This is a genomic window from Ruthenibacterium intestinale (assembly GCF_040096265.1).
In the GTDB taxonomy this organism is placed as follows: domain Bacteria; phylum Bacillota; class Clostridia; order Oscillospirales; family Ruminococcaceae; genus Ruthenibacterium; species Ruthenibacterium komagatae.
Genome location: NZ_JBBMFA010000105.1, coordinates 26515 through 47339, shown reverse-complemented (window position 1 = coordinate 47339; position 20825 = coordinate 26515). Strand labels below are relative to the sequence as shown.

Genomic DNA, 20825 nt, shown 5'->3' with positions numbered 1-20825 from the left:
AAAGGGTAATTGAGAGAGGAGTTTTATCATGTTGTTTCAAATTTACGGAGAAAATGCCGGTTATCAGCTTTTGGGCTGGCTGCTGGTGTTCGCAGGGTTGATTGTGGTGAATGAACTGTCCCGCAGGACCAAAAAAGGCGGCATCTTTTTCTTCCTGCTGCTGCCGGCCGGCCTGACGGTCTATTTTATTTCCATCTATGTGGGCGCGGCCATGGGCGCCGAGTGGGCGCTGAACAACCCGACCTACGTACATATGAACAGCTGGTTCCATTATGCAAAACTGTACGCGGCAACGGCGGGCTGCATCGGGTTTATGATGCTCAAATACAAATGGGGAATTGCAAAAAACGATTGGTTTAAGGTGTTCCCGTTTGCCATTGTGGCCATCAACATCCTGATTGCCGTGGGCAGCGACTTTGAATCCGGCATCCGCGGTGCGCTGGCGCTGGCGGAAACGGGAGACCGCTGGTGGCTGTCCAGCGAGAACGTCTGGCTGTATGGCGGCTGGTGGAACTGGGTCAACGGCATTGCCGGCATCCTGAATATCTTCTGCATGACCGGCTGGTGGGGCATCTACACTTCCAAAAAACAGCAGGATATGCTCTGGCCGGACATGACGTTCCTTTACATTATCGCGTACGATTTGTGGAACTTTGAGTATACCTACAACAACCTTCCCACGCATGCCTGGTACTGCGGTCTGGCGCTTCTGCTGGCGCCCACCTTTGCCAATGCGCTGTGGAACAAGGGCGGCTGGATTCAGAACCGCGCCAATACGCTGGCTCTGTGGTGCATGTTTGCACAGGTGTTCCCGCTGTTCCAGGATGCCAGCGTCTTCTCCACGTTGCCGATTCTTTATACCGACGGCGTAATGGATGCAGCGGTTCGTCCCACTTCGGCGGACCCGACCATGCAGGGCGTAATCGCCATTCTGGCACTGGCTGCCAACGTGATCGTGCTGGCTATTATTATCAAGCGTTCGCTGGAGCAGAAGAAGAATCCGTACAAGAATGAAATTTTCACCGATCAGAGAGATTTCCAGCTGGCCATGGCGCGGGCGGAAAACAACTGAAAAGGCCCCGCCGAAAGGCGAGCCCGAAATTGGATATTGGCGCAGGAAAACACAGTCGGTGTTCAGGCACGCCAGCCACAGAATTCACACAGAGACTGAAACGATTCCGTGTTTTCTTCCAGAATGTTTTGAAGGTGGCAGAAGAAAGTTTTCAGATGAGACATAAAAATGCATCCTTTCGTTGTGTTTGTTTTGAACAGGTTTTATCTTACTGTCCGATGATAAACATTGGGTAAACAAAGCGGTTTATGATTCGTTTAACTTTGTGAAAAAAGGCGACAGCCAAGCGGCTGTCGCCTTTTTATATATCCTGAACAGGCAGCACAACGGTGATTCGCGTCCTGATGCCAGGGCCTGCTTACTCTCCGCAAAATCGGAGGAGAGATGTTGGAAAATGCAGTATGCTGGCTGATATTGTTGTTATCTTCTGCCATACCGTGCAGAACGGACACACGGTCCCTTTTCACTGCTTAACAAAAAAGGCAGCCCTTGGCGGGCTGCCCGAATCACAGTGGGTTTAGAAGAACAGGTCTTTGCTGGGGTATACAGGCTCGCAGGTCAGGCGAAGGCCCATTTTGCGCAGCGTGCCCTCGTCACCGGTGTGCAGCATGGTGGTGGAGTGCATTTCGCAATCGCGCAGCGTGGACAGTTCTTCCATGGCGCGGGCCGTCATGGTGTTGGTGGCAGCGGTGATGGCCAGGGCTGCCAGAACATCGTCCACTTTCAGTACGCTGGAACGGCTTCCCAGAATATTGATCTTCAGTTTCAGAATCGGTTCCAGAACAATGGGGCTGATGAGCATCAGCGAATCGTCGATGCCGGCCAGCACTTTGATGGCGTTCAGAACGCAGGAAGAGGAAGCGCTCATCAGATTGGACGCTTTTCCGGTGACGACCTGTCCGTTGGGGAGCTGGATAGCCGTAGCGGCTACGCCGGATGCTTTGCTCTTTTCAAGAGCCGGGTCCACCACAGCGCGGTCATGGGGATTAATGCCCATCTCCTGCATGATGCGCTTGATTTTGTCCACGGCATCCTGAGTCCCTTTGCCCTGCTTATGGTCGCACAGCGCTTTGAAGAAACGGCGAATGATTTCCTGTCCGGATGCCTCGCGGACCACCTGATCGTCCGTGATGGCGTAACCGACCATATTCACGCCCATGTCGGTGGGAGACTGATATACATTGTCTCCGGAAATGCGGGACAGGATGTTCCGCACGATGGGGAATGCCTCTACGTCGCGGTTGTAGTTGACAGTGGTTTTTCCGTAGGCTTCCAAATGGAACGGATCGATCATATTCACGTCGGCCAGATCGGCGGTAGCCGCCTCATAAGCCAGGTTGACCGGATGTTTCAGCGGCAGGTTCCATACGGGGAAGGTCTCGAATTTGGCATAACCTGCCCGGCGGCCCAGCCGAATCTCATGATACACCTGGGACAAGCAGGTGGCCAGTTTGCCGGAGCCGGGACCGGGAGCGGTCACGACCACCAGAGGTTTGGTTGTTTCGATGTAAGGGTTGGCGCCGTAGCCTTCGTCGCTGCAGATGTAATCAATATCAGTGGGATAGCCCTTGATGGGACGATGAATGTAGTTTTTAACGCCGCGCATGGTTAGCTTCATGCTGAAGGCGTCCGCTGCGCTTTGACCAGTGTACTGGGTGATGACCACGCTGTTTACGCTGATGCCCATGGCGGTGATGTCGTCGATCAGGCGCAGAACCTCCATGTCATAGCTGATGCCAAGGTCCGCACGAACTTTGGTCTTTTCAATGTCACCGGCGCTGACCGCAAAAATGATCTCCGCCTGATCGCGCAGTTCATACAGAAGCCGGATCTTGCCGTTGGCGTCGTAACCCGGCAGAACGCGTGCCGCATGATAATCGTCGAACAGTTTTCCGCCGAATTCCAGATACAGCTTGCCGTCAAAATGACTGATTCGCTCCAGAATATGTTCTTTTTGCTTTTGAATATAAAGGCTGTTGTCAAACCCTTTTTGCATACGATGCTGCCCCTCTTCCCATTCTGATAAAGACTGTAAAATAACAAGATGCCGGAACACGCCGGCATGAACACAACTATTAATAAGGATACCATTAAATGGCCTGATTAGACAAGTTCCTTTCAAAAAAATGTTTGTTAAAATTATCACGTTGAAACCCGTCAGAATTTGGTATTCCTGCATGAAAAACTGAAAATTCCGCTCTGCGGATTCTCGGTTTGCTTTTCGGGCAAAATGTAAATGTTGGATTGCACAACTTTGGAAAAGTATACAATAAAAAAAGATGGTTTTCGTTTGTGTTTACGCAGTTTTTTCGTTATAATATAAAGTAAATTTGTACGGTACAGGCGGTGCGCGCTTTGCAGAAAAACGGATGGCTGAAAGTGATGCGGTATTTGTCGTGGCTCACCCAAGTGGGGTTTTCCATGGCGGCACCGCTCATTCTGCTTTTGCTGGGGGCCCATTGGCTGGTGAACAGCCGCGGCTGGGGCGTTTGGGTCTATGTGGCGGCCATTGTACTGGGCATTGGCGCGGGTGCTTCGTCCTTTGCGCAGTTTGCAGGCTTTTTTCAGCGTCAAATGCAGGAAAAGCCGGACGGGGACAGCTCCTCTTTGGACGCGTCGAAAAAAAGAAATAAAGGAGGAACCCGATGCATAAAACTTCATCAGCCATCGTGAAAACGACCGGCCAGATCGCACTGGGCGAGGCGGTCGGATTGGTTGTGATGGTGGCGGTGTTTGCGCTTTTGGGGCAATTTGATTACACGGTAGTGACCGGTGCGCTTTTGGGCGGTGCGGGCGCCGTGCTCAATTTCTTTTTGATGTCCCTTACCGTAAAGAAGTCAGCGGGGCGCGGTGTACAGGGAAAGAACCGCATGATTTTGTCCTATTTCCTGCGGATGCTGCTGATGGTCGGCGTGATGGTTGTGGGAATCATTTGTCCGTATTTCCACTGGCTGGCCGTAATGCTGCCTTATCTCATGCCCACGCTGACGATTTACGCCATGCGGTTGCTGGGCCTTTACCGGCCCGAGCAGGGCGATTCGTAAAGTAATAAAAGGCCCGGCCGCCTGGCCGAGCTGATTTTAGGGGAAAAGAGAGGTGATCAAGCAGCAATGGAAATTTCAATCAACGGCGCACCGGTTTATTTTACGCTGGATGTGTTTGGCGGAATTCCCATTTCAGCCACGCTGGTGGTGACGTGGGCGATTATGCTGCTGTTGACAGGACTGTGCATTTGGATGACGCGTGATTTGAAAGTTGCGGGGATTTCCAAAAAACAGGCGGTTGCGGAGTTTTTGGTGACCACTGCGGAAAATTTTGTGAATAACAATATGGGGCCGAAATGGTCGCGCTACATTCCGTTTATCGCCGCATTGTTCGCACTGTCGCTGTGCTCCAGTCTGTCCAGCCTTTTGGGACTGTTTGCACCGACGGCGGATCTTTCCACTGAACTGGCGTGGGCCATTGTGGTGTTCATCATGATCACGGGCACCAAAATTCGCTCCGGCGGCGTAGGCGGATACTTGAAGGGCTTCACCAAGCCGATTTTCATTCTCACGCCCTTCAATATCATCAGTGAGCTGGCTACGCCGATCTCCATGGCGTTCCGTCATTTCGGCAACATCATTTCGGGCACGGTCATCAGCACGCTGGTGTACGCAGCTCTGGCGACGGCAAACCGAGCGCTGTTTGGGCTTTTGCCCGGCTTGGTTGGCGATTTGTTGGGGGAGATCCCGTTCCTTTCGGTGGGTGTTCCCGCAGTGCTCAGTCTGTATTTTGACTGGTTCTCCAGCTTTATGCAGGCATTCATTTTCTGCATGCTGACCATGATGTATATCGCAACGGCGGCGGAAGACGGTTGATTTGTTTTTGAAATCCAATAATTTTATATTTTTAGGAGGAAACACAAATGGAAAGAGCTTTGGTATTGATGGGTTGCGCCATTGGCGCCGGTTTGGCTTTGATCGCGGGCATCGGCCCTGGTATCGGTGAGGGTTACGCTGTTGGTAAGTCCTGCGAGGCAATCGCACGGCAGCCGGAAGCCAAAGGCGACGTCACCAGCACCATGCTGCTTGGCTGCGCCATTGCTGAGACCACCGGTATTTACGGCTTTGTGACGGGCCTGCTTCTGCTGTTTGTGGCGCCCGGAATCTTCCTTGGCATGCTGTGATGTTTTCACGCCAGTCAATGCAAAGGAGGGATAGAGCGTGGAAACAGCTCTTGTATTGATGGGATGTGCCATCGGCGCAGGTCTCGCGGTGCTGGCGGGCATTGGCCCGGGCATCGGCGAAGGTTTCGCAGTCGGCGGCGCTTGCCTTGCGATTTCCCGCCGCCCGGAATTGAAGCATGAGATCACATCCACGATGCTGTTGGGAAGCGCTGTGGCGCAGACGACCGGCATTTACGGCTTTGTGGTGTCGCTGCTGCTTTTGTTTCTGGTGCCGGGGATGTTCGTGGGCATGCTCTGATCCCACTGCGAACAAAAAAGGAGGGAGCCCGGAATGGAATATCAGTCCCTGGTCGGAGTTGTGCCATGGACCTTTGTTGCGCAGATCTGCAACTTGTTTATTCAGGCTTTTTTGTTTAAGAAGTTCCTGTTTAAACCGATCAAGGCAATTATGGACAAGCGCGCGCAGCAGGTGGATGAAACCTATGCGGCTGCCGAGCAGGCGCAAAAGAGCGCGCAGGAAATGAAAGACGAGTACGAGCAGCGTTTGGCAAGCGCTAAGCAGGAAGCCAGTGAAATTGTGAAAGCGGCCAATGTGCGGGCCAGCGCGCAGGCCGAGCAGCTGGTGGGCCAGGCGCGTGAAGAGGCCGCGGCACTGAAGGTGAAAGCGGAGAAGGACATTGAAGCCGAGCGCAGAAAAGCTGCAGGCGAGCTGAAAAATGACATCTCTGCATTGGCGCTGGATTTGGCAGGTAAGGTCGTGGAGCGCGAATTGGATGCCGATAAGCACAAGGATCTGATCGACGATTTTATCAGCCGTGTGGGTGATGCGTCATGACCGCGGCGCAAAAGGAATACGGCGGCGCGCTGTATGAACTGGCGGCGGAAGAAAAGTGCGAAGATCAGGTGTTGGAAGGCCTTCAGCTGACACAGCGCCTGTTCCGCGAAAACCCGGACTATTCCAAGCTGCTTTTGCAGCCGTCCATCCGAAAGGAAGATCGTCTGGCGCTTTTAGACCAGGCTTTGGGCGGAAATGTGCAGCCGTATGTGCTCAATTTTTTGAAAATTCTGTGCGAACGTCGGGCGCTGTCCGATTTGGATGGCTGCGTGGCGGAATTTTGTGCGCGGCTGTATGAAGCGCGCGGTATTTTGCCGGTAACGGCGATCAGTGCGGTTCCCCTGACGGAACAGCAGACGCAGGCGCTGAAAGAAAAGCTTGCGCAGGTCACGGGAAAAAGCATTTTGATCGAAAACAAAGTGGACGAAGCTCTTGTGGGCGGAATCAAAGTAGAGTATGAAGGCAAAGAGCTGGACGGCTCTGTGGCGGGACGTTTTGAGGCGCTGCGCCAGATGCTTTTGGAAAGTTGGTGAGAGGATGCAGTTAAAACCAGAAGATATCAGCAAGATTATCAAAAGCCAGATCAAGAACTATGACGCCCAGATCAAAAGCACAGAGACCGGAACCATCATCATGGTGGGCGACGGTATTGCGCGTGCATACGGTTTGGAAAAGTGCATGGCCAATGAGCTGGTGGAATTTGAAAACGGCGAATACGGCATGGCCCTCAACCTGGAGGAGAACAGTGTCGCCATTGTTATTCTGGGTTCGGATGAAGGCATCAAGGAAGGGGACACCGTCAAGCGCACCGGCAAGGTCGTAAGCGTGCCGGTAGGCGAGGCGATGATCGGCCGTGTAGTCAATGCGCTGGGCCAGCCCATCGATGGAAAGGGACCGGTGGAGACAAGCGAGTTCCGCCCCATTGAGCACAAGGCGCCCGGTATCATCGAGCGCAAAAGCGTCAGTGTGCCTTTGCAGACAGGCATCAAGGCCATTGACAGTATGATCCCCATCGGCCGCGGTCAGCGCGAGCTGATCATCGGCGACCGTCAGACCGGTAAAACGGTGCTGGCAACGGATACGATCATCAACCAGAAAGGCCAGAATGTACTTTGCATTTATGTGGCCATCGGTCAGAAGAGGTCTACGGTTGCTCAGCTGGTGGAGACGCTGAACGCTGCAGGCGCCATGGAGTACACCACAGTGGTGTCTGCCACGGCTTCTGAGCTGAGCCCGATGCAGTATATTGCACCTTATTCCGGCTGCGCCATGGCGGAATATTTTATGGACCAGGGCAAAGACGTGCTGATCGTATACGACGATCTGTCGAAGCACGCGGTGGCTTACCGTGCGCTGAGCCTGTTGATTCGCCGCCCGCCCGGACGTGAGGCGTACCCCGGCGACGTATTCTATCTGCACAGCCGTTTGCTGGAACGTGCGGCGCGTATGGCACCGGAATACGGCGGTGGTTCCATCACTGCTCTGCCGATTATTGAGACGCAGGCCGGCGACGTATCTGCCTATATCCCCACGAACGTGATCTCCATCACCGACGGACAGATCTTCCTGGAGACCGAACTGTTCCACTCCGGCGTTATGCCGGCTGTGAACCCGGGCATTTCGGTTTCCCGCGTGGGCGGCAATGCGCAGATCAAAGCCATGAAAAAGGTTTCCGGTACGTTGAAACTGCTTTATTCACAGTATCGTGAGCTGCAGTCCTTTGCACAGTTTGGTTCGGATCTGGACAGCGATACAAAGCGCCGCCTGGCACAGGGTGAACGCATTGTGGAAGTGCTGAAGCAAAACCGCAATTCTCCGGTTCCTGTGGAGCTGCAGGTCTGCATTTTGTATGCGGTGGTTCACGACCTGCTCATGGATGTTCCCGTGGAGCAGATCAAGAATTACGAGCAGGAAATGTACGAAGATATGACAGCCCTGCACGACGCGGACGTTCTGGCGCCCATCCGTGAGACGGGCAAGCTGGATGAAGCTACCGAGCAGGCGCTGAAAAAAGCGCTGGAGGACTTTACGCAGCGCTTTGTGCAATCGCATCAGTAAAGGAGGCACAAGCCAATGGCTGCTTCATCGATGAAAGATATCAAGCTGCGCATGAAAAGCGTGGAAAGCACCATGCAGATCACCAAGGCGATGGAGCTTGTGGCCTCTTCCAAGCTGCGGCGCGCAAAACTGCACGCTGAGCAGACGCGCCCTTACTTTACGACGCTGCACCAGACGCTGATGGATATCTGCTATGGGAATACGGATTTTTCATCGCCTTATGTGCAGAAACGTGAAGTAAAAAAACGCTGTTATGTGATGATTGCCGGCGACCGGGGGCTCGCGGGCGGATACAACGCCAATCTGTTCCGGGCGATGGAGGAACATCGGGCCGGTGCGGACAGCGTGATGCTTCCCATTGGCAAGAAGGCGGTGGAATATTGCCAGCGCCGCAAATTGCCCATTCTGACAGAGGATTACGCTCTGGCGGAAGATGTTCAAATGGACGATTGCGCCGCCATGGCAAAGCTGCTTTGCCAGAGTTTCTGCAAGGGCGAATTTGACGAGCTGGAGATTGTGTACACCAACTTTGTCTCCATGCTGAGCCAGCAGCCGGCAGTTTTGAAAACATTGCCGCTGAATTATGACCGCGAGCTGGCAAAGGAAGAGAAGGGGCTGCACAATCTGACGCTGTACGAACCGTCCAGCGAGGCGGTTTACAACGCCATTGTGCCCGAGTATGTTGCGGGCCTGATTTACGGCGCTCTGGCAGAGAGCGTGGCCAGTGAACAGGGCGCACGCCGCACAGCAATGGATGCGGCCAGCAAAAACGCGAGCGAGATGATCGAGGATCTGTCTTTGCATTACAACCGTGCGCGTCAGGCGGCCATTACGCAGGAGATCACAGAGATCGTGGCAGGTGCGGAAGCATAACGGTCAGAACAAAACGAGGAAGGAGAAGGGGATGACGCCCGCTTCTTCTTTTGCAAAAGGAGTTGCATTATGGAGCAAAAGAACATCGGCACAGTGACACAAATCATGGGTCCTGTGCTGGATATCAAGTTCGCTGACGGCCACCTGCCCGACTTGCTCAACGCAATTACGGTGCAGAACGGCAGCGATACCATCACGGCGGAAGTGGCGCAGCACGTGGGAGACAACGTGGTTCGCTGCATTGCCATGGCCAGCACCGACGGAATGGTGCGCGGCGCGCAGGCGGTGGATACCGGCGCTTCCATTCAGGTGCCGGTGGGTGAATGCACGCTGGGCCGCATTTTCAACCTTTTGGGCCAGCCCATTGATAACAAACCGGCTCCCGAAGGTGCTGAGTGGTGGCCCATTCATCGTCCGGCTCCTGCCTATGACGAGCAGGAGTCCACAACCGAAATTCTGGAAACCGGCATCAAAGTCGTAGACCTGATCGCTCCCTATGCCAAGGGCGGCAAAATCGGCCTGTTCGGAGGCGCCGGCGTCGGCAAAACCGTGTTGATCATGGAGTTGATCAACAACGTTGCCAAACAGCACGGCGGTTTGTCCGTGTTCACCGGTGTAGGCGAACGTACCCGCGAGGGCAACGACCTGTACAACGAGATGACGGAATCAGGTGTTTTGTCCAAGACGGCTCTGGTCTACGGCCAGATGAACGAGCCGCCGGGAGCCCGTATGCGCGTGGCGCTGTCCGGTCTGACCATGGCGGAATATTTCCGTGACCGGGAAAACCAGGACGTTCTGTTGTTTATCGACAACATCTTCCGTTTTACCCAGGCAGGTTCCGAGGTGTCGGCACTGTTGGGCCGTATGCCTTCTGCGGTGGGTTACCAGCCCACGCTGGCCACGGAAATGGGCGCTTTGCAGGAGCGCATCACCTCTACGAAGAAAGGTTCCATCACTTCGGTGCAGGCGGTTTATGTTCCGGCGGACGACTTGACGGACCCGGCTCCGGCCACAACCTTTGCCCATCTGGATGCGACCACGGTTTTGAGCCGCAGCATTTCTTCGCTGGGCATTTATCCGGCCGTGGATCCGCTGGAATCCACTTCCCGCATTCTGTCCCCGGATGTGGTGGGCCAGGAGCATTACGAAGTGGCCCGTGAGGTACAGCGAATTTTACAGCGCTATAAAGAGCTGCAGGATATCATCGCGATCATGGGCATGGATGAGTTGTCTGAGACTGACAAGATCACCGTGTCCCGTGCACGTAAGATTCAGCGCTTTTTGTCGCAGCCGTTCAGCGTAGCGGAACAGTTCACCGGCATGGAGGGCAAATACGTACCGCTGAAGGAGACCATTCGCGGATTCAAAGAGATCATCGAAGGAAAACACGACGATCTTCCGGAATCGGCGTTCCTGTTTGTGGGTACCATTGACGAGGCCGTGGAAAAGGCAAAGACGCTGTAAAGCGGGAAAGGAAGAGAGAGTATGTCTACCTTTCATCTGCAGATTGTCACACCGGACGGCGGCTTTTTTGACGGAGAGGCCGAGCGCGTGAGCGTGCGCACCATTGACGGAGAGGCCGCGGTTCTGGGCAATCACATCCCGTATGTTACAGCACTCGGCACAGGCGAGGCGCGGGTCGTGGTGGATGGTCAAACGCGCAGGGCTGCCGCAAGCGGCGGCATGCTGGCGGTGACCCCCGGCCATGTGCGTGTGGTTGCGAGCACCTTTGAGTGGGCAGAGGACATTGATGTGGAGCGTGCAAAACGCGCCAAGGAAGATGCCGAACAGCGCATTCAAAATGCAAAGGACCCGCACGAATTGCAGCTGGCCAAGGCGCGGCTGTCCCGTGCGCAGGTTCGTTTGAACGTGGCAAAACGATAAAAGCAAAAACGGACGTTCCGCTTTTACGGAACGTCCGTTTTTTATGTTGAAATGAAAGTAAGATCGAATGGATGACAGCCGCTGTTCAATTGTGGTATACTAAAGTTTGCGATGGTTTTAAAAAGGAGGCGGTTGCTTTGCCGGGTGCGAATGCAATGCGGCGAAATTTTCTGTGGAATACCTTTGGAAATATTCTTTACATGGGATGTCAGTTCCTGTGCGGCATTCTTGTAGTTCGGTTGGCAGGCGAAGTGAACTCCGGCAATTACAACATCGCGCTGGCAGTGACCAATATTTTTGTGTCGGTCGCTTCCTATGGAATGTACAGCTTTCAAGTTTCGGACGTTGAGAACAAGTATTCACAGAGTACGTACATTGCCAGCCGGATGACTACCTGTGTTCTGGCGACGGTTTTGTGTATGGGATATACGCTGCTGGGGGCGACTTTGGGCGAGAACCCTTACAGCAAACTGCAATGTGCCTGTATTCTGCTGTATCAGGCTTACCGGATGGTAGAATCCATCACGGATGTATACAATGCCATTGACCAGCAGAACGAACGGCTGGACATTGTGGGAAAAACGTATGCTGTGCGCGGCGTTGCTTCGCTGGCGGTGTTTGTGGCGGTTCTGTGGGTCACGCATGACATGGTCCTTACACTGCTGTTTATGGTTGCGGTGAATGTACTGCTGTTCTTTTTTTATACGCTTCCCAAGGCCAGGCCTTTTTACACCTGTTCGGCTGTGACAGAGAGCGCTGTTTTGGCGCTTCTGTGGGAGTGCCTGCCGCTTGCCGTTTATAATGTACTGGCCAATACAACGGCGTCCATTCCCAAACTTATGCTGGAAAAAATTCTGGGGGAAACGGCGCTGGGAATCTACAGCCCTGTGACGCAGCCGGTTCTTCTTCTGCAGGTGGGCGCTACGTATCTGTTTACACCTTTTATCACGCTGTTTGCACAGAATTATGCCGAGCGGAACCGCCGGGGATTTTACAAAGCAATTTTGGCGGTGCAGGGCATTGTGCTGGCACTTTTGCCGGCGGGCCTTCTGGTTTGCCGTTATTTGGGCCGCTGGGGGCTGGCGGTATTTGTGGGCGCGGGTTTGGAAAGCTACGCGTATCTGTTGGCTCCCATGGTGGTTTCGGCGGTGCTTACAGCCATGATGTTGTTCTACAGCATGGTGCTGACGGTGATGCGCTGCATGCGCGGCCTGATTTTTGCAAATGTCTGCGGTATTATAACCGCTGCCTGCATCAGCAGCCCATGCATCCGCCGTTGGGAACTGCAGGGGACGACCTTTGCGACCATCGGTGCGCTGTGTGTACAATGTGTCTGTCTGGTGGCCATCACACTGGTCAACGCAAGGCGTCATTTTGCTTCGGAAGATACGTAAAAGGAGAGATTTTGTGGGGAAGGCTGAGAATCATCGCGCGCGTCTGAATGCGCTGATTGCACTGGGAATGGTTTTGGCGGTCTACGCTCTGGTTTGGTTGGCCTTTGGTGTGCGTTACGAGGTGAACGACGATGCGACGCTGTGCAATATTGCGGCCGGTGCGTATGGCGAGGACAGCCAGTACCTGGTTTACATCAATATTCTGATTGGGTATTTTCTCAAACCGTTTTACTGGGTTCTGCCCGGGGTCAACTGGCTTTATTTTTTGCAGACGGCGGCGGATGTGGCAGCCCTTGCGGTTTTGTGCCGGATGCTTTTGGAAAAGTGCGGCCGAAAACAGGGAATCGTGCTCAGCGTTTTGCTGCTGGCGCTGGCAGGTGTGGATTTGTTCTACAGCTTTCAGTATGTGAAAAACAGTGGACTGTATCTGGTTGTGGGTTTGGCCTTGATGGCGGATCACCTGGGGCGCTGGGACAGAGGAACCGTTTGGGGAATCTTTTGGGTTCTGCTGGGTTCCATGGTACGCTTTCAAAATTTCCCGGCGGTGGGCGGAATGGCCGCCGCGCTGCTTCTCTGGCGCTTTTTTGCGCTGGACCGGGATGGAAAGAAGCGGGCGGTCGCCGCTATGCTGACAATGTTCTTTTTGGTGGGACTGGCCAAAGGTGTGGACATATTGGCTTATCGTGTGCAGGAAGACTGGCAGGCTTATACGGAATACAATGCGGCCCGCACGGAAGTGTCTGATTTTCGCCTTCAATATGTTCAAAGTTCGCAGGAGATGGAGGCATATGGCTACAGCGCCAACGATTATGACACGTTGAACAGCTGGAGTTTTTGGGATGATAATGTGTTCAGCACGCAGGCGCTTGAGGAACTGGCGGCGAAACTGCCGCAAAATGGCTTTTTGTCGGCGCTGCGGGATGCGGGACACTATTGTCTTGGTGTGTTGGACAATGCGCCGTTCCATCTTCTGCTGTGTTGCGTGGTGCTGGCGTGGCTGTTTTACGGACGAAAAAGAACCAGCTGGGCATTTGTGGCCACGGGAATTCTTTATGGCTGCATGGTATTCTACCTGTCGCTGCGCGGGCGCTTCCCTCACCGGGTGGAATACGTGCTTGTGCTGGCGGCCGCTGTGTTTGCCGCGCTGTGCTGCGATTGGAACACAAGAGAGAAACGCATTCCGCTGCGGGTGCTGAGCCTTTTTGCGGCGGGGGTACTGGTGGTGTGCCTGCCCTATTGGAAAGACACACGGGAAACGATGATTCAGTATCGGGAAGATCGTCCGTTCCGGCCGGAGTATACGGAATACTCCGCGGACAAGGATCATTTGTATCTGGTGGACGTGGATGTGCTGGACTCTCTGGCGGGATACGATGTGCTTCATCCTCGTGAAAAGGACTTCTTTTCCAACATTGTGGTCATGGGCGGCTGGCTGAGCCATGCGCCGCACCGTGTGGAAGCGCTGGCACGATATGGGGTGGACAATCCTTATCTGGACATGGTGGACAACGATGTGGTGTATCTGGTGGACTCCTACAACGTCAGCGCGAAGGAAATTTATCTGAGTGAGCATTATGGGCTGTCTGTGGAACGGGAAACGCTTCGGGAGGAGCAGTTCAATTTGTACAAAATGAAAAGTACACAGAACAGCGATGCATAAAGAAAACCGCTTCGGCTTTTGCCGAAGCGGTTTTTCGCTTATGCGGGGCAGCGCGGCCGCTGTTTGGTGAACAAGGTACACAAACGGCACAGCAGCCAAAACAGAAAGGAGGCCAGTGCAAACAGTCCGGCCAGAATGCCCAGGGCAGCAGCGGGCAGAGGCACAAGGCCTGTCCAGGGACCGAACAAAACAATTGCCAGCGAATAGCCTGCGCACATCAGTCCCCATACGGTGGCACGCAGAGGAGTGAAAGGCCGGCACACAGTTCCCAAAGCAAGAAGACCGGCATAGGCAATGACCAGCGTGCAAAGGGAAGAAAGCTGTTCGGTAGTCAGGTTCAGCCAGGCGGACGCTGCCATGGCGGCCAGAATGCAAGTTGCACAGGTCAGCCCGCCGGGCAGTGCGCGCAAAAGTACCGTGCGAAGGAAGCGACCGTGAACTTTTTCGTAACAGGGTTCAAAGGTGAGCAAAAAGCCGGGAGCCCCGATCACAAAAAAGCTGAAGACAGAGATCTGAAGGGGAACGAAGGGATAGGGCATGGCAATCAACAACAGCACCAGCGAAATGGTGAAGGAAAAAATGTTTTTGATGAGAAACAATGCGGCAGAACGCTGAATGTTGTTGATGACGCGCCGCCCTTCGTCTACGATGCGCGGCATTACGGAAAAGTTGGAATCCAAGAGGACGAGTTGCGCGACCTGTTGTGCAGCATCGCTGCCGGTGGCCATGGCAATGCTGCAGTCAGCATCTTTCAGCGCCAGAACGTCATTGACGCCGTCACCGGTCATGGCTACGCTGTGGCCGGCCTGTTGCAGCGCGTGAATCAGGACTCGCTTTTGGCCGGGCGTAAGACGGCCGAACACCGTGTACTCCAGCGCAGCGGCACGAAGCTGCTCTTCCGTGGTAAGGGTGGATGCATCGATGTATCGTTCGGCGTTGCGCACACCGGCGCGCCGGGCGATGTCGGCTACGGCTGCGGCGTGATCGCCGGAGAGGATTTTCACATCCACGCCCTGCCGATAAAAGTATTCCAGCGTTTCGTGTGCGTCGGGGCGAAGCGCATCTGCAAGGAAGAAAAAGCCGAGCAGGCTTGCATCGCAGACTTTGCCCGTGGCAGGCGCTTCGGTCGTTCGGGCAAACGCCAGTACACGCAGACCGCGGCTCAGGGCGCTCTCAAGGCTGGCGAGTTCCGGTGCATCATGGGGGAGCACATACTCCGGCGCACCCAATACGTACCACATGCCGTCGGGTGCAAGGCGTGCGGAAAATTTTCGTGCAGAGGAAAAGGGGATTTGTTCGCCACCCGTCCAATCGGGCGCAGAATCACTCGCCAAATACGTCCGCAACGCGCGGGAGGTGGGGTTATCGCTCTCGTCCGCGCGGAGAAAGGCGGCGGCCCATGGAAGCAGCTCATCGCGTTTCAACCCGGGAGCGGGAAGAACATCGGTCACCTCCATGGCTCCTTCGGTCAGCGTGCCGGTTTTGTCGAAGCAGACCACGTCTACACGGGCGAGGTTTTCAATACAGGATAATTCGTGCACAAGCACGCGGCGGCGTGCCAGAATCAGTACGCCCAGTGCAAACGCTACACTGGTGAGAAGGTAAAGTCCTTCCGGAACCATGCCGATCACGGCGGCTACGGTGGATGTGACCGCGTAGTTCATTCCGGTGCGCAGCAAAAAGAACTGCTTCAAAAACATGCAGATTCCCAAAGGTGCCAGCAGGATTCCGATACAGCGGACCAGCTTGTCCAGAGAATTCATCATTTCGGAACGGTGTCGTGTGGGCTTTTTGGCTTCGCGTACCAGCTGAGCGGCATAGGCTTCTTCTCCGACACGGGTAAGACGCGCCAAACAGGTGCCCGCCACAAGAAAGCTCCCGGACATCAGGTCGTCGCCCAGCTGCTTTTGCACCGAAGCAGCTTCTCCGGTCAGAAGCGCTTCGTTGACTTCCGGAGCGCCCTCGCAGACCTGTGCGTCCGCGGGCACCTGGTTGCCGGCCCGCAGAAAAACAATGTCATCCCGCACCAGCTGTTCCGCGGGCAGGTCCATGCGCTGCCCGTTCCGCACGGCGGTGACGGTGGCAACATGCAAAAGCGAGATCTTTTCCAATTCATGCTTGACGCGCAGTTCCTGTACGATCCCGATGAGCGTGTTGAAAAAGATAACACCTAAAAACAGCATGTCGCTGTAAGAGCCAACGGAAAAAAGACAGAACGCCAAAAAGCAGAACAAAAAGTTGAATGGCGTGAGCGCGTTGTCGCGGATGATGCGTCCTGTGGTTTTGGAAAGCGAAGCAGGCGCGATATTGCAAAGCCCTGCTTTTACGCGCTGGGCGACCTGCTCGCTGTTCAGACCCTGATGGCAGTCGACACAAATTCTGTCGACTGTACCAGGTGCTTTTTCGTGTTTCATGGCGGATGGTTCCCCTTTTTTAAAATCGAATGAAAACTGCTCTTATTCAAGAGACGATGCAGCGGTTGTTTTGTATTCACATTCGTTGATAAAAAAGAAAGCAGGCAGGGCGAAAGGCCCTGCCTGCTTCGATCAATCCATCAGGCCGTGGGCCTTTAAAGTGGCAATCAGCATGCTGTTGTTCAACTTTTGAACCATCAATTCTCGAAATTGACAGCTTTTTTCCTTGCCCTGACTGCGCAGCGCTTCCATTTTTTCATGGATTTTCTGCTGCTGGGCAGGAAGTTCTTCGCACAGGTCTTCCAGACGCCCCAACTTTTCCGCAGCGTCTGCTTCCGTGCAGGCAAGACGATATCCGCTCTCGGTACATTCGGTCAAGCGCATGACGCAGCCTCCTTTTATACGGTCAGATGGGGACGGTCCTGGTCGCCGTCCGCCTTGAACAGGAGAAAATGGTCGCTTTCGGTGGTGGAGTAATAATACTCCGTGTTTTCGTACAAGGGGGGCGTCAGATAGTTGGGAAGAATGTTGGCGTCCGTTTCCGTCCGCTGGCAGAAACCGGCAGACGCCATCTGTGCGGCGGAAATCCCTGCACAATAGCAGTCCGCGTATTCGGCGCCGACCTGTTGCATCAGCCGATTGATGCCGGGCCCAAATTCCGGGAACTGTTCCGGCAGCCCAACATAATCCACAATGCGCAGCACCGCGGTCCCGTTGACGGGAACCGTGCGTGTGGCCAGAAGAGAACCATTCAGGTGCCACAGATCGTAGTGCTGCCGCGAATAGGAAAAGTAGCGGCGCGTCAGATACCACAAGTCCTTGAAAGGGCGAAGCTCCGGGTGGGGAACATAGACTTGCGCCAGCTGGCGGGCATCCTGCACCGGCAAAAGTGCCGGGCCGTCTGCCACAGGCAGAATCGTTTTTTGGGCAATGCGTGCGACCGCGTAGGAAGAACGGTCCGCAAGGCGGTAATAGTGGGGAAGACGGCAGGCTTCATATCCCAGAAAGCGATACAGAGACACTACCTGCGGCCGAATATTGTTGCAGGCAGCCATCCGGGCGCCGCACAGGCGGGGAAGCGCATCCAGAAGCTCCATCCCGGCGCCGCTGACGGATTTATCCGCACACCAGATGGAGATCCAGATGTCCGGATGTTCACAGGCATTGGCGCGGATGTAGCCGGCCAGAGCAGCGATGCGTCCCTGTGTCTCACACAAGGCGAATTGCAGGCGGTCGCCGTCCTCATAATAATAAGTAAAAAAATCGTCCAGGTGGACCAGCGGATGGCGCGCTCCCCAGTGTTCATCCAAAAAGCGGACAATGGAGGATTTGTCGTCCCGGCTGGCCAGCCGAAAAGAAAAAGAATGTTTCATACCACGTTCTCCAGGCAAAAAAGCAGGCTGGCGGACCCGCCAGCCTGTCAATTTGTTTTTCAGGCGGTCATGCGTTCAATCAGATCCAGCAGGTCGCCCACATTCTGCAGATCGCGCACATCGGCCAGACCGAACTTCAGACCGAACTTTTTCTCAATCGCTGTCAGCAGATTGATCTGCTCCAGGCTGTCCCAGTCCTCAATGTCGTCGGCGCAGGTCTCGCGGGTCAGAACCAGTTCCTCGTCGTCAAAATTATCGCGGAAAATTTGCTGCACTGCTTCAAAAATCGCATTGCTGTCCATGTTCAAAACGCTCCTTTACAATAGTACGGTCTCCATCACCGTGCACTGCGGCTGATAACCGTCAAATCCGGTGAAAGCGAACGTGCGGTTGCCCTGTTCGTCCTCGGCAACTTTTTCAAACCCGATTGTAGCATAAAAATCCTTTACGGGCAAATTTTTCGCCGTGGGATAATAGAAGCCGTTGATTTTGCGGATGCCCTGCTCCGCGCACACGGCAACCAGGCGGTCGAACATGGCGTGTTCCAGCTGCCGCTTGAAGGTACGGCAGCTCATAATCCAGAGGTCAATGTCAGCCTCGCCCGGGGCAGTTTTATGCGCGATCAGCGCGGTGACGATTCCGTTGTCACCGAATTTGTCCACCAGCCGTCCATAAAGGGTGATGTACTGGTCATCGTTCATCAGGGCTTCTACTTCGGCGGCCGTGTAGCGGCGTGTGGTCAGATTGAACTGGTTGGTTTTGTTGATCAGCTGTGTGATCCGCTCGGCATGAGCCTGGTCAAAGGCGCCGATTTCGCAGTGCATCTCCAGGCTTTTCAAATAATCCTCGTAATTGCCGAAGCTCTGCTCCAGCGCGGCGCGCTGGGCGTTCTGCTTGTACATTTCGTTGCGCTTTTTGTCGTCGGCGGAAAGGGTGGTCACTTCAAAATAACCGGCCTTGTCCAGCGCGCGGATATACATTTCGGGTGCCGTCAATTCCGGAACGGTCACGCCGGGAAGCTCGCGGCGCACAATTTCGCGCTCGGCGGGGTTGTCGTCCATGAACACGAAGCTGTCAGGCAGCAGGTTGATCTGCTGCGCGATGGCGGCAATGTTCCGGTGCTTGGGTTCCCAGTTGGCTTTGAAGCACACGAAATCGTCCAGTTTCAAAATACTGTCAGCGCGCTCAAACCCTTTTTTGGCCATCTCCTCTTCATTTTTGGAGCAGACATTCAAAAGAACACCCAGGCGGGAAAGCTCTTTCAGATACTGCTGGAATTCCGAATAGGCCATGCCGGCGGGTGTCTCCTTGCCAAGCACGATCCCCTCGGGACCGTCATCGCCGATCACGCCGCCCCACAGGGTGTTGTCCAGGTCCAGAACAACGCTTTTCTTGTTCTTGCCGAACAGGCTTTTGATAATGTTGGCAACACTGTGGCAAAGGATCGGGATATATTGCGTGTCCATCGCATATTTGTAAGCGTACCACACCGTCGGGGAGAACCAGTTGTCCAGGCCCACGCTGGCAGCCAGATATGCCAGATCATGCATATAGAAATTGGGGGTCTTGGCGGCGTACTCTGCCGTCATGGTGTTCAACCGGTTGATAAAGTTGACATGACCGTGTGTATCCACGGCGTCCATGCTGCCCATCAGCCGGTAGCCGGGCAGTTCGAAGTTGTTCTGAATGACCGGGCATCCGAATTTGGCCGCGGCGTTCCACAGAGTCTGCCAGCGGGCGCACTCGGCGGAAAACTTTTCTTCCACCTGCTGCGGCGAGTCCGCCTGGGTGGGCAGATTGACAATGTTTTTGGATGATGTGTGAATATAGAGAATGTCCGGCTGGAACGCAGCCAGAGAGCCGTCGTCGAACAAAATGTTTTCGTAGTACAGCGCATATCCGCCCACGTAGAATTCCGGCTGAATTCCTGCGTTCAGCAAAAACAGTTCCAGAATGTTTTTGATCTCGCCGATGGTGGAGCCGCTGAGAATGGCAACTTTTTTGGGAACAAGGCCCTCCTGCGCTGCGAGCTGGCGCTTCAAACTGCGTTTTTTCTGCAAAATCAATCCACTGTCAAATGGATATTCCAGGGTTTGCATACTGTTTCCCTCCGCCTTTTATAGTGTGATATCATTATAATAGAAAGCGAGATAAAAAACAAATCAAAAAGCGAAATTTCACAACAGGGCCGCTTGCAATGGCGGGGGGCATTCGCTATAATAAAGACTACATATGACGCTTTTTGTCGGCGGAATGTGAAACATAATTCAGTTCTTTTTCGTATTTAAGAAAGGGAAGAAATATGCAGTTTACGTTTGCCCATAACAATTTGAATGTGCTGGACCTGGAAAAAGTCTGGCGTTTTACAAAGAGGCTTTGGGGCTTGTGGAGGTGCGCCGGCATGAAAACGATGCGTTCACCCTGGTCTATCTGGGGGATGGCCGCACCGCGCATCTTTTGGAGCTGACCTGGCTGAAAGACCGTAAAGAACCCTACAATCTGGGGGAGAATGAGTTTCATCTGGCGTTCCACGTGGACGATTACGAGGCGGCCCATGCCAAGCATGCGCAGATGGGCTGCATCTGCTATGAAAACCCCGGAATGGGGATCTACTTTATTGCGGACCCGGATGGATACTGGCTGGAGATTGTTCCCGCCAAGTGATCACACGCCGAAGTCTTCCAAAAGCCGTTGCAACTCTTCCTGTGTGGAAACGGGAATGCCGGCTTGAATGAGAGCCGCGTCACCGGGCGGAAGCAGGTTGGTGTAGGCTTCATAACGGGCGATTGGTTCGGTTTCTCCGTCCCGGAACAATGCCAGTTGGCCCTGGTATTCACTGAGCGTATACGAGGGCGGATCTTCCAGACGCGCCTCGGCTTTGGGCGTGATCAGGGGGACGGCGAGGAAATAAAGGCTGATGCATAAAAGAAAAACAGCCGGCCCTGTCAAAAGCAGGCAAAGAGTTCTTCGCATAAAAATCACCTCATTGGCAGTATGGTGCGCGTAAAATGGCTTTATTCCACGAAGCGCGTGTTTTGTGAAGGGCGTGCGCATGGCGCACCCCATTTCTGTGCCATACTATTGTTCGGTGCGG

21 protein-coding genes and 1 pseudogene are annotated in these 20825 nt (G+C 54.3%); 15 read left to right on the top strand and 7 right to left on the bottom strand.

From position 1 onward, the window contains the following. Positions 1 to 28: 28 nt before the first annotated feature. On the top strand, positions 29 to 1072 hold the full coding sequence (locus WMO24_RS12890; protein WP_349216830.1) for a DUF5692 family protein: 1044 nt from the start codon (positions 29 to 31) through the stop codon (positions 1070 to 1072). Between the two features lie 517 nt (positions 1073 to 1589). On the opposite strand, the gene WMO24_RS12885 is transcribed toward WMO24_RS12890, so the two are convergent. Then, positions 1590 to 3068, bottom strand: a complete 1479-nt coding sequence (locus WMO24_RS12885; protein ID WP_349216829.1) for a DUF1846 domain-containing protein — start codon at positions 3066 to 3068, stop codon at positions 1590 to 1592. 359 nt (positions 3069 to 3427) lie between these two features. Here WMO24_RS12885 and WMO24_RS12880 point away from each other — a divergent pair, with 359 nt between their 5' ends. The 13 genes from WMO24_RS12880 (at position 3428) to WMO24_RS12820 (ending at position 13944) form a co-directional block, all read left to right on the top strand. Beyond that, a complete protein-coding gene (locus tag WMO24_RS12880; protein ID WP_349216828.1) occupies positions 3428 to 3745 on the top strand; it encodes an AtpZ/AtpI family protein in 318 nt (105 codons plus the stop codon). Beyond that, positions 3718 to 4116, top strand: a complete 399-nt coding sequence (locus WMO24_RS12875; protein ID WP_349216827.1) for an ATP synthase subunit I — start codon at positions 3718 to 3720, stop codon at positions 4114 to 4116. Before WMO24_RS12880 ends, WMO24_RS12875 begins: the two co-directional genes overlap by 28 nt. Positions 4117 to 4182: 66 nt before the next feature. Next, a complete protein-coding gene (locus WMO24_RS12870) occupies positions 4183 to 4932 on the top strand; it encodes a F0F1 ATP synthase subunit A (RefSeq protein ID WP_349216826.1) in 750 nt (249 codons plus the stop codon). A gap of 47 nt (positions 4933 to 4979) precedes the next feature. Then, complete coding sequence (atpE, locus tag WMO24_RS12865; RefSeq protein ID WP_349216825.1) at positions 4980 to 5240, top strand: ATP synthase F0 subunit C; 261 nt, start codon at positions 4980 to 4982, stop codon at positions 5238 to 5240. A gap of 58 nt (positions 5241 to 5298) precedes the next feature. Beyond that, positions 5299 to 5538, top strand: coding sequence for an ATP synthase F0 subunit C (gene atpE / locus WMO24_RS12860; RefSeq protein WP_349216838.1), 240 nt, complete (start codon positions 5299 to 5301; stop codon positions 5536 to 5538). A gap of 33 nt (positions 5539 to 5571) precedes the next feature. Beyond that, positions 5572 to 6075 (top strand): F0F1 ATP synthase subunit B, encoded by a 504-nt coding sequence (gene atpF, locus WMO24_RS12855; RefSeq protein WP_349216824.1) that lies wholly within the window; start codon positions 5572 to 5574, stop codon positions 6073 to 6075. Next, entirely contained in the window at positions 6072 to 6608 is a 537-nt protein-coding gene (gene atpH, locus WMO24_RS12850) for an ATP synthase F1 subunit delta (protein WP_349216823.1), read from the top strand. The genes atpF and atpH overlap by 4 nt, the downstream gene beginning before the upstream one ends. Before the next feature lie 4 nt (positions 6609 to 6612). Then, complete coding sequence (atpA, locus tag WMO24_RS12845) at positions 6613 to 8133, top strand: F0F1 ATP synthase subunit alpha (RefSeq protein WP_349216822.1); 1521 nt, start codon at positions 6613 to 6615, stop codon at positions 8131 to 8133. Positions 8134 to 8148: 15 nt separating this feature from the next. Next, the gene (gene atpG / locus WMO24_RS12840; protein WP_349216821.1) at positions 8149 to 9006 is read left to right on the top strand and encodes an ATP synthase F1 subunit gamma; all 858 of its coding nucleotides are present in this window, start codon (positions 8149 to 8151) and stop codon (positions 9004 to 9006) included. A gap of 69 nt (positions 9007 to 9075) precedes the next feature. Continuing rightward, positions 9076 to 10470, top strand: a complete 1395-nt coding sequence (gene atpD, locus WMO24_RS12835; protein WP_349216820.1) for a F0F1 ATP synthase subunit beta — start codon at positions 9076 to 9078, stop codon at positions 10468 to 10470. A gap of 21 nt (positions 10471 to 10491) precedes the next feature. Next, positions 10492 to 10890: an ATP synthase F1 subunit epsilon gene (atpC, locus tag WMO24_RS12830; protein WP_349216819.1), complete on the top strand. Its 399-nt coding sequence runs from the start codon at positions 10492 to 10494 to the stop codon at positions 10888 to 10890. Positions 10891 to 11045: 155 nt separating this feature from the next. Next, positions 11046 to 12284 (top strand): lipopolysaccharide biosynthesis protein, encoded by a 1239-nt coding sequence (locus WMO24_RS12825; protein ID WP_349216818.1) that lies wholly within the window; start codon positions 11046 to 11048, stop codon positions 12282 to 12284. Positions 12285 to 12297: 13 nt separating this feature from the next. Further along, complete coding sequence (locus tag WMO24_RS12820) at positions 12298 to 13944, top strand: hypothetical protein (protein ID WP_349216817.1); 1647 nt, start codon at positions 12298 to 12300, stop codon at positions 13942 to 13944. A gap of 38 nt (positions 13945 to 13982) precedes the next feature. Here WMO24_RS12820 and WMO24_RS12815 read toward each other — a convergent pair whose 3' ends face one another. The 5 genes from WMO24_RS12815 to WMO24_RS12795 all read right to left on the bottom strand — a co-directional run bounded on the left by WMO24_RS12815 (position 13983) and on the right by WMO24_RS12795 (position 19830). Beyond that, entirely contained in the window at positions 13983 to 16358 is a 2376-nt protein-coding gene (locus WMO24_RS12815) for an HAD-IC family P-type ATPase (RefSeq protein ID WP_349216816.1), read from the bottom strand. A gap of 132 nt (positions 16359 to 16490) precedes the next feature. Then, positions 16491 to 16742, bottom strand: a complete 252-nt coding sequence (locus tag WMO24_RS12810) for a hypothetical protein (protein WP_349216815.1) — start codon at positions 16740 to 16742, stop codon at positions 16491 to 16493. Positions 16743 to 16756: 14 nt separating this feature from the next. After that, complete coding sequence (locus WMO24_RS12805; protein ID WP_349216814.1) at positions 16757 to 17731, bottom strand: hypothetical protein; 975 nt, start codon at positions 17729 to 17731, stop codon at positions 16757 to 16759. Between the two features lie 59 nt (positions 17732 to 17790). Next, on the bottom strand, positions 17791 to 18033 hold the full coding sequence (locus tag WMO24_RS12800) for an acyl carrier protein (protein ID WP_349216813.1): 243 nt from the start codon (positions 18031 to 18033) through the stop codon (positions 17791 to 17793). Positions 18034 to 18048: 15 nt separating this feature from the next. Continuing rightward, positions 18049 to 19830 (bottom strand): HAD-IIIC family phosphatase, encoded by a 1782-nt coding sequence (locus tag WMO24_RS12795; RefSeq protein ID WP_349216811.1) that lies wholly within the window; start codon positions 19828 to 19830, stop codon positions 18049 to 18051. A 203-nt stretch (positions 19831 to 20033) separates the two neighbouring features. Between WMO24_RS12795 and WMO24_RS12790 the strand changes: the two are divergent. Next, positions 20034 to 20395 (top strand): annotated as a pseudogene (locus WMO24_RS12790) (VOC family protein). On the opposite strand, the gene WMO24_RS12785 reads toward WMO24_RS12790, so the two are convergent. Then, entirely contained in the window at positions 20396 to 20704 is a 309-nt protein-coding gene (locus WMO24_RS12785) for a hypothetical protein (protein WP_349216810.1), read from the bottom strand. It lies immediately after the preceding pseudogene. Positions 20705 to 20825 lie beyond the last annotated feature (121 nt).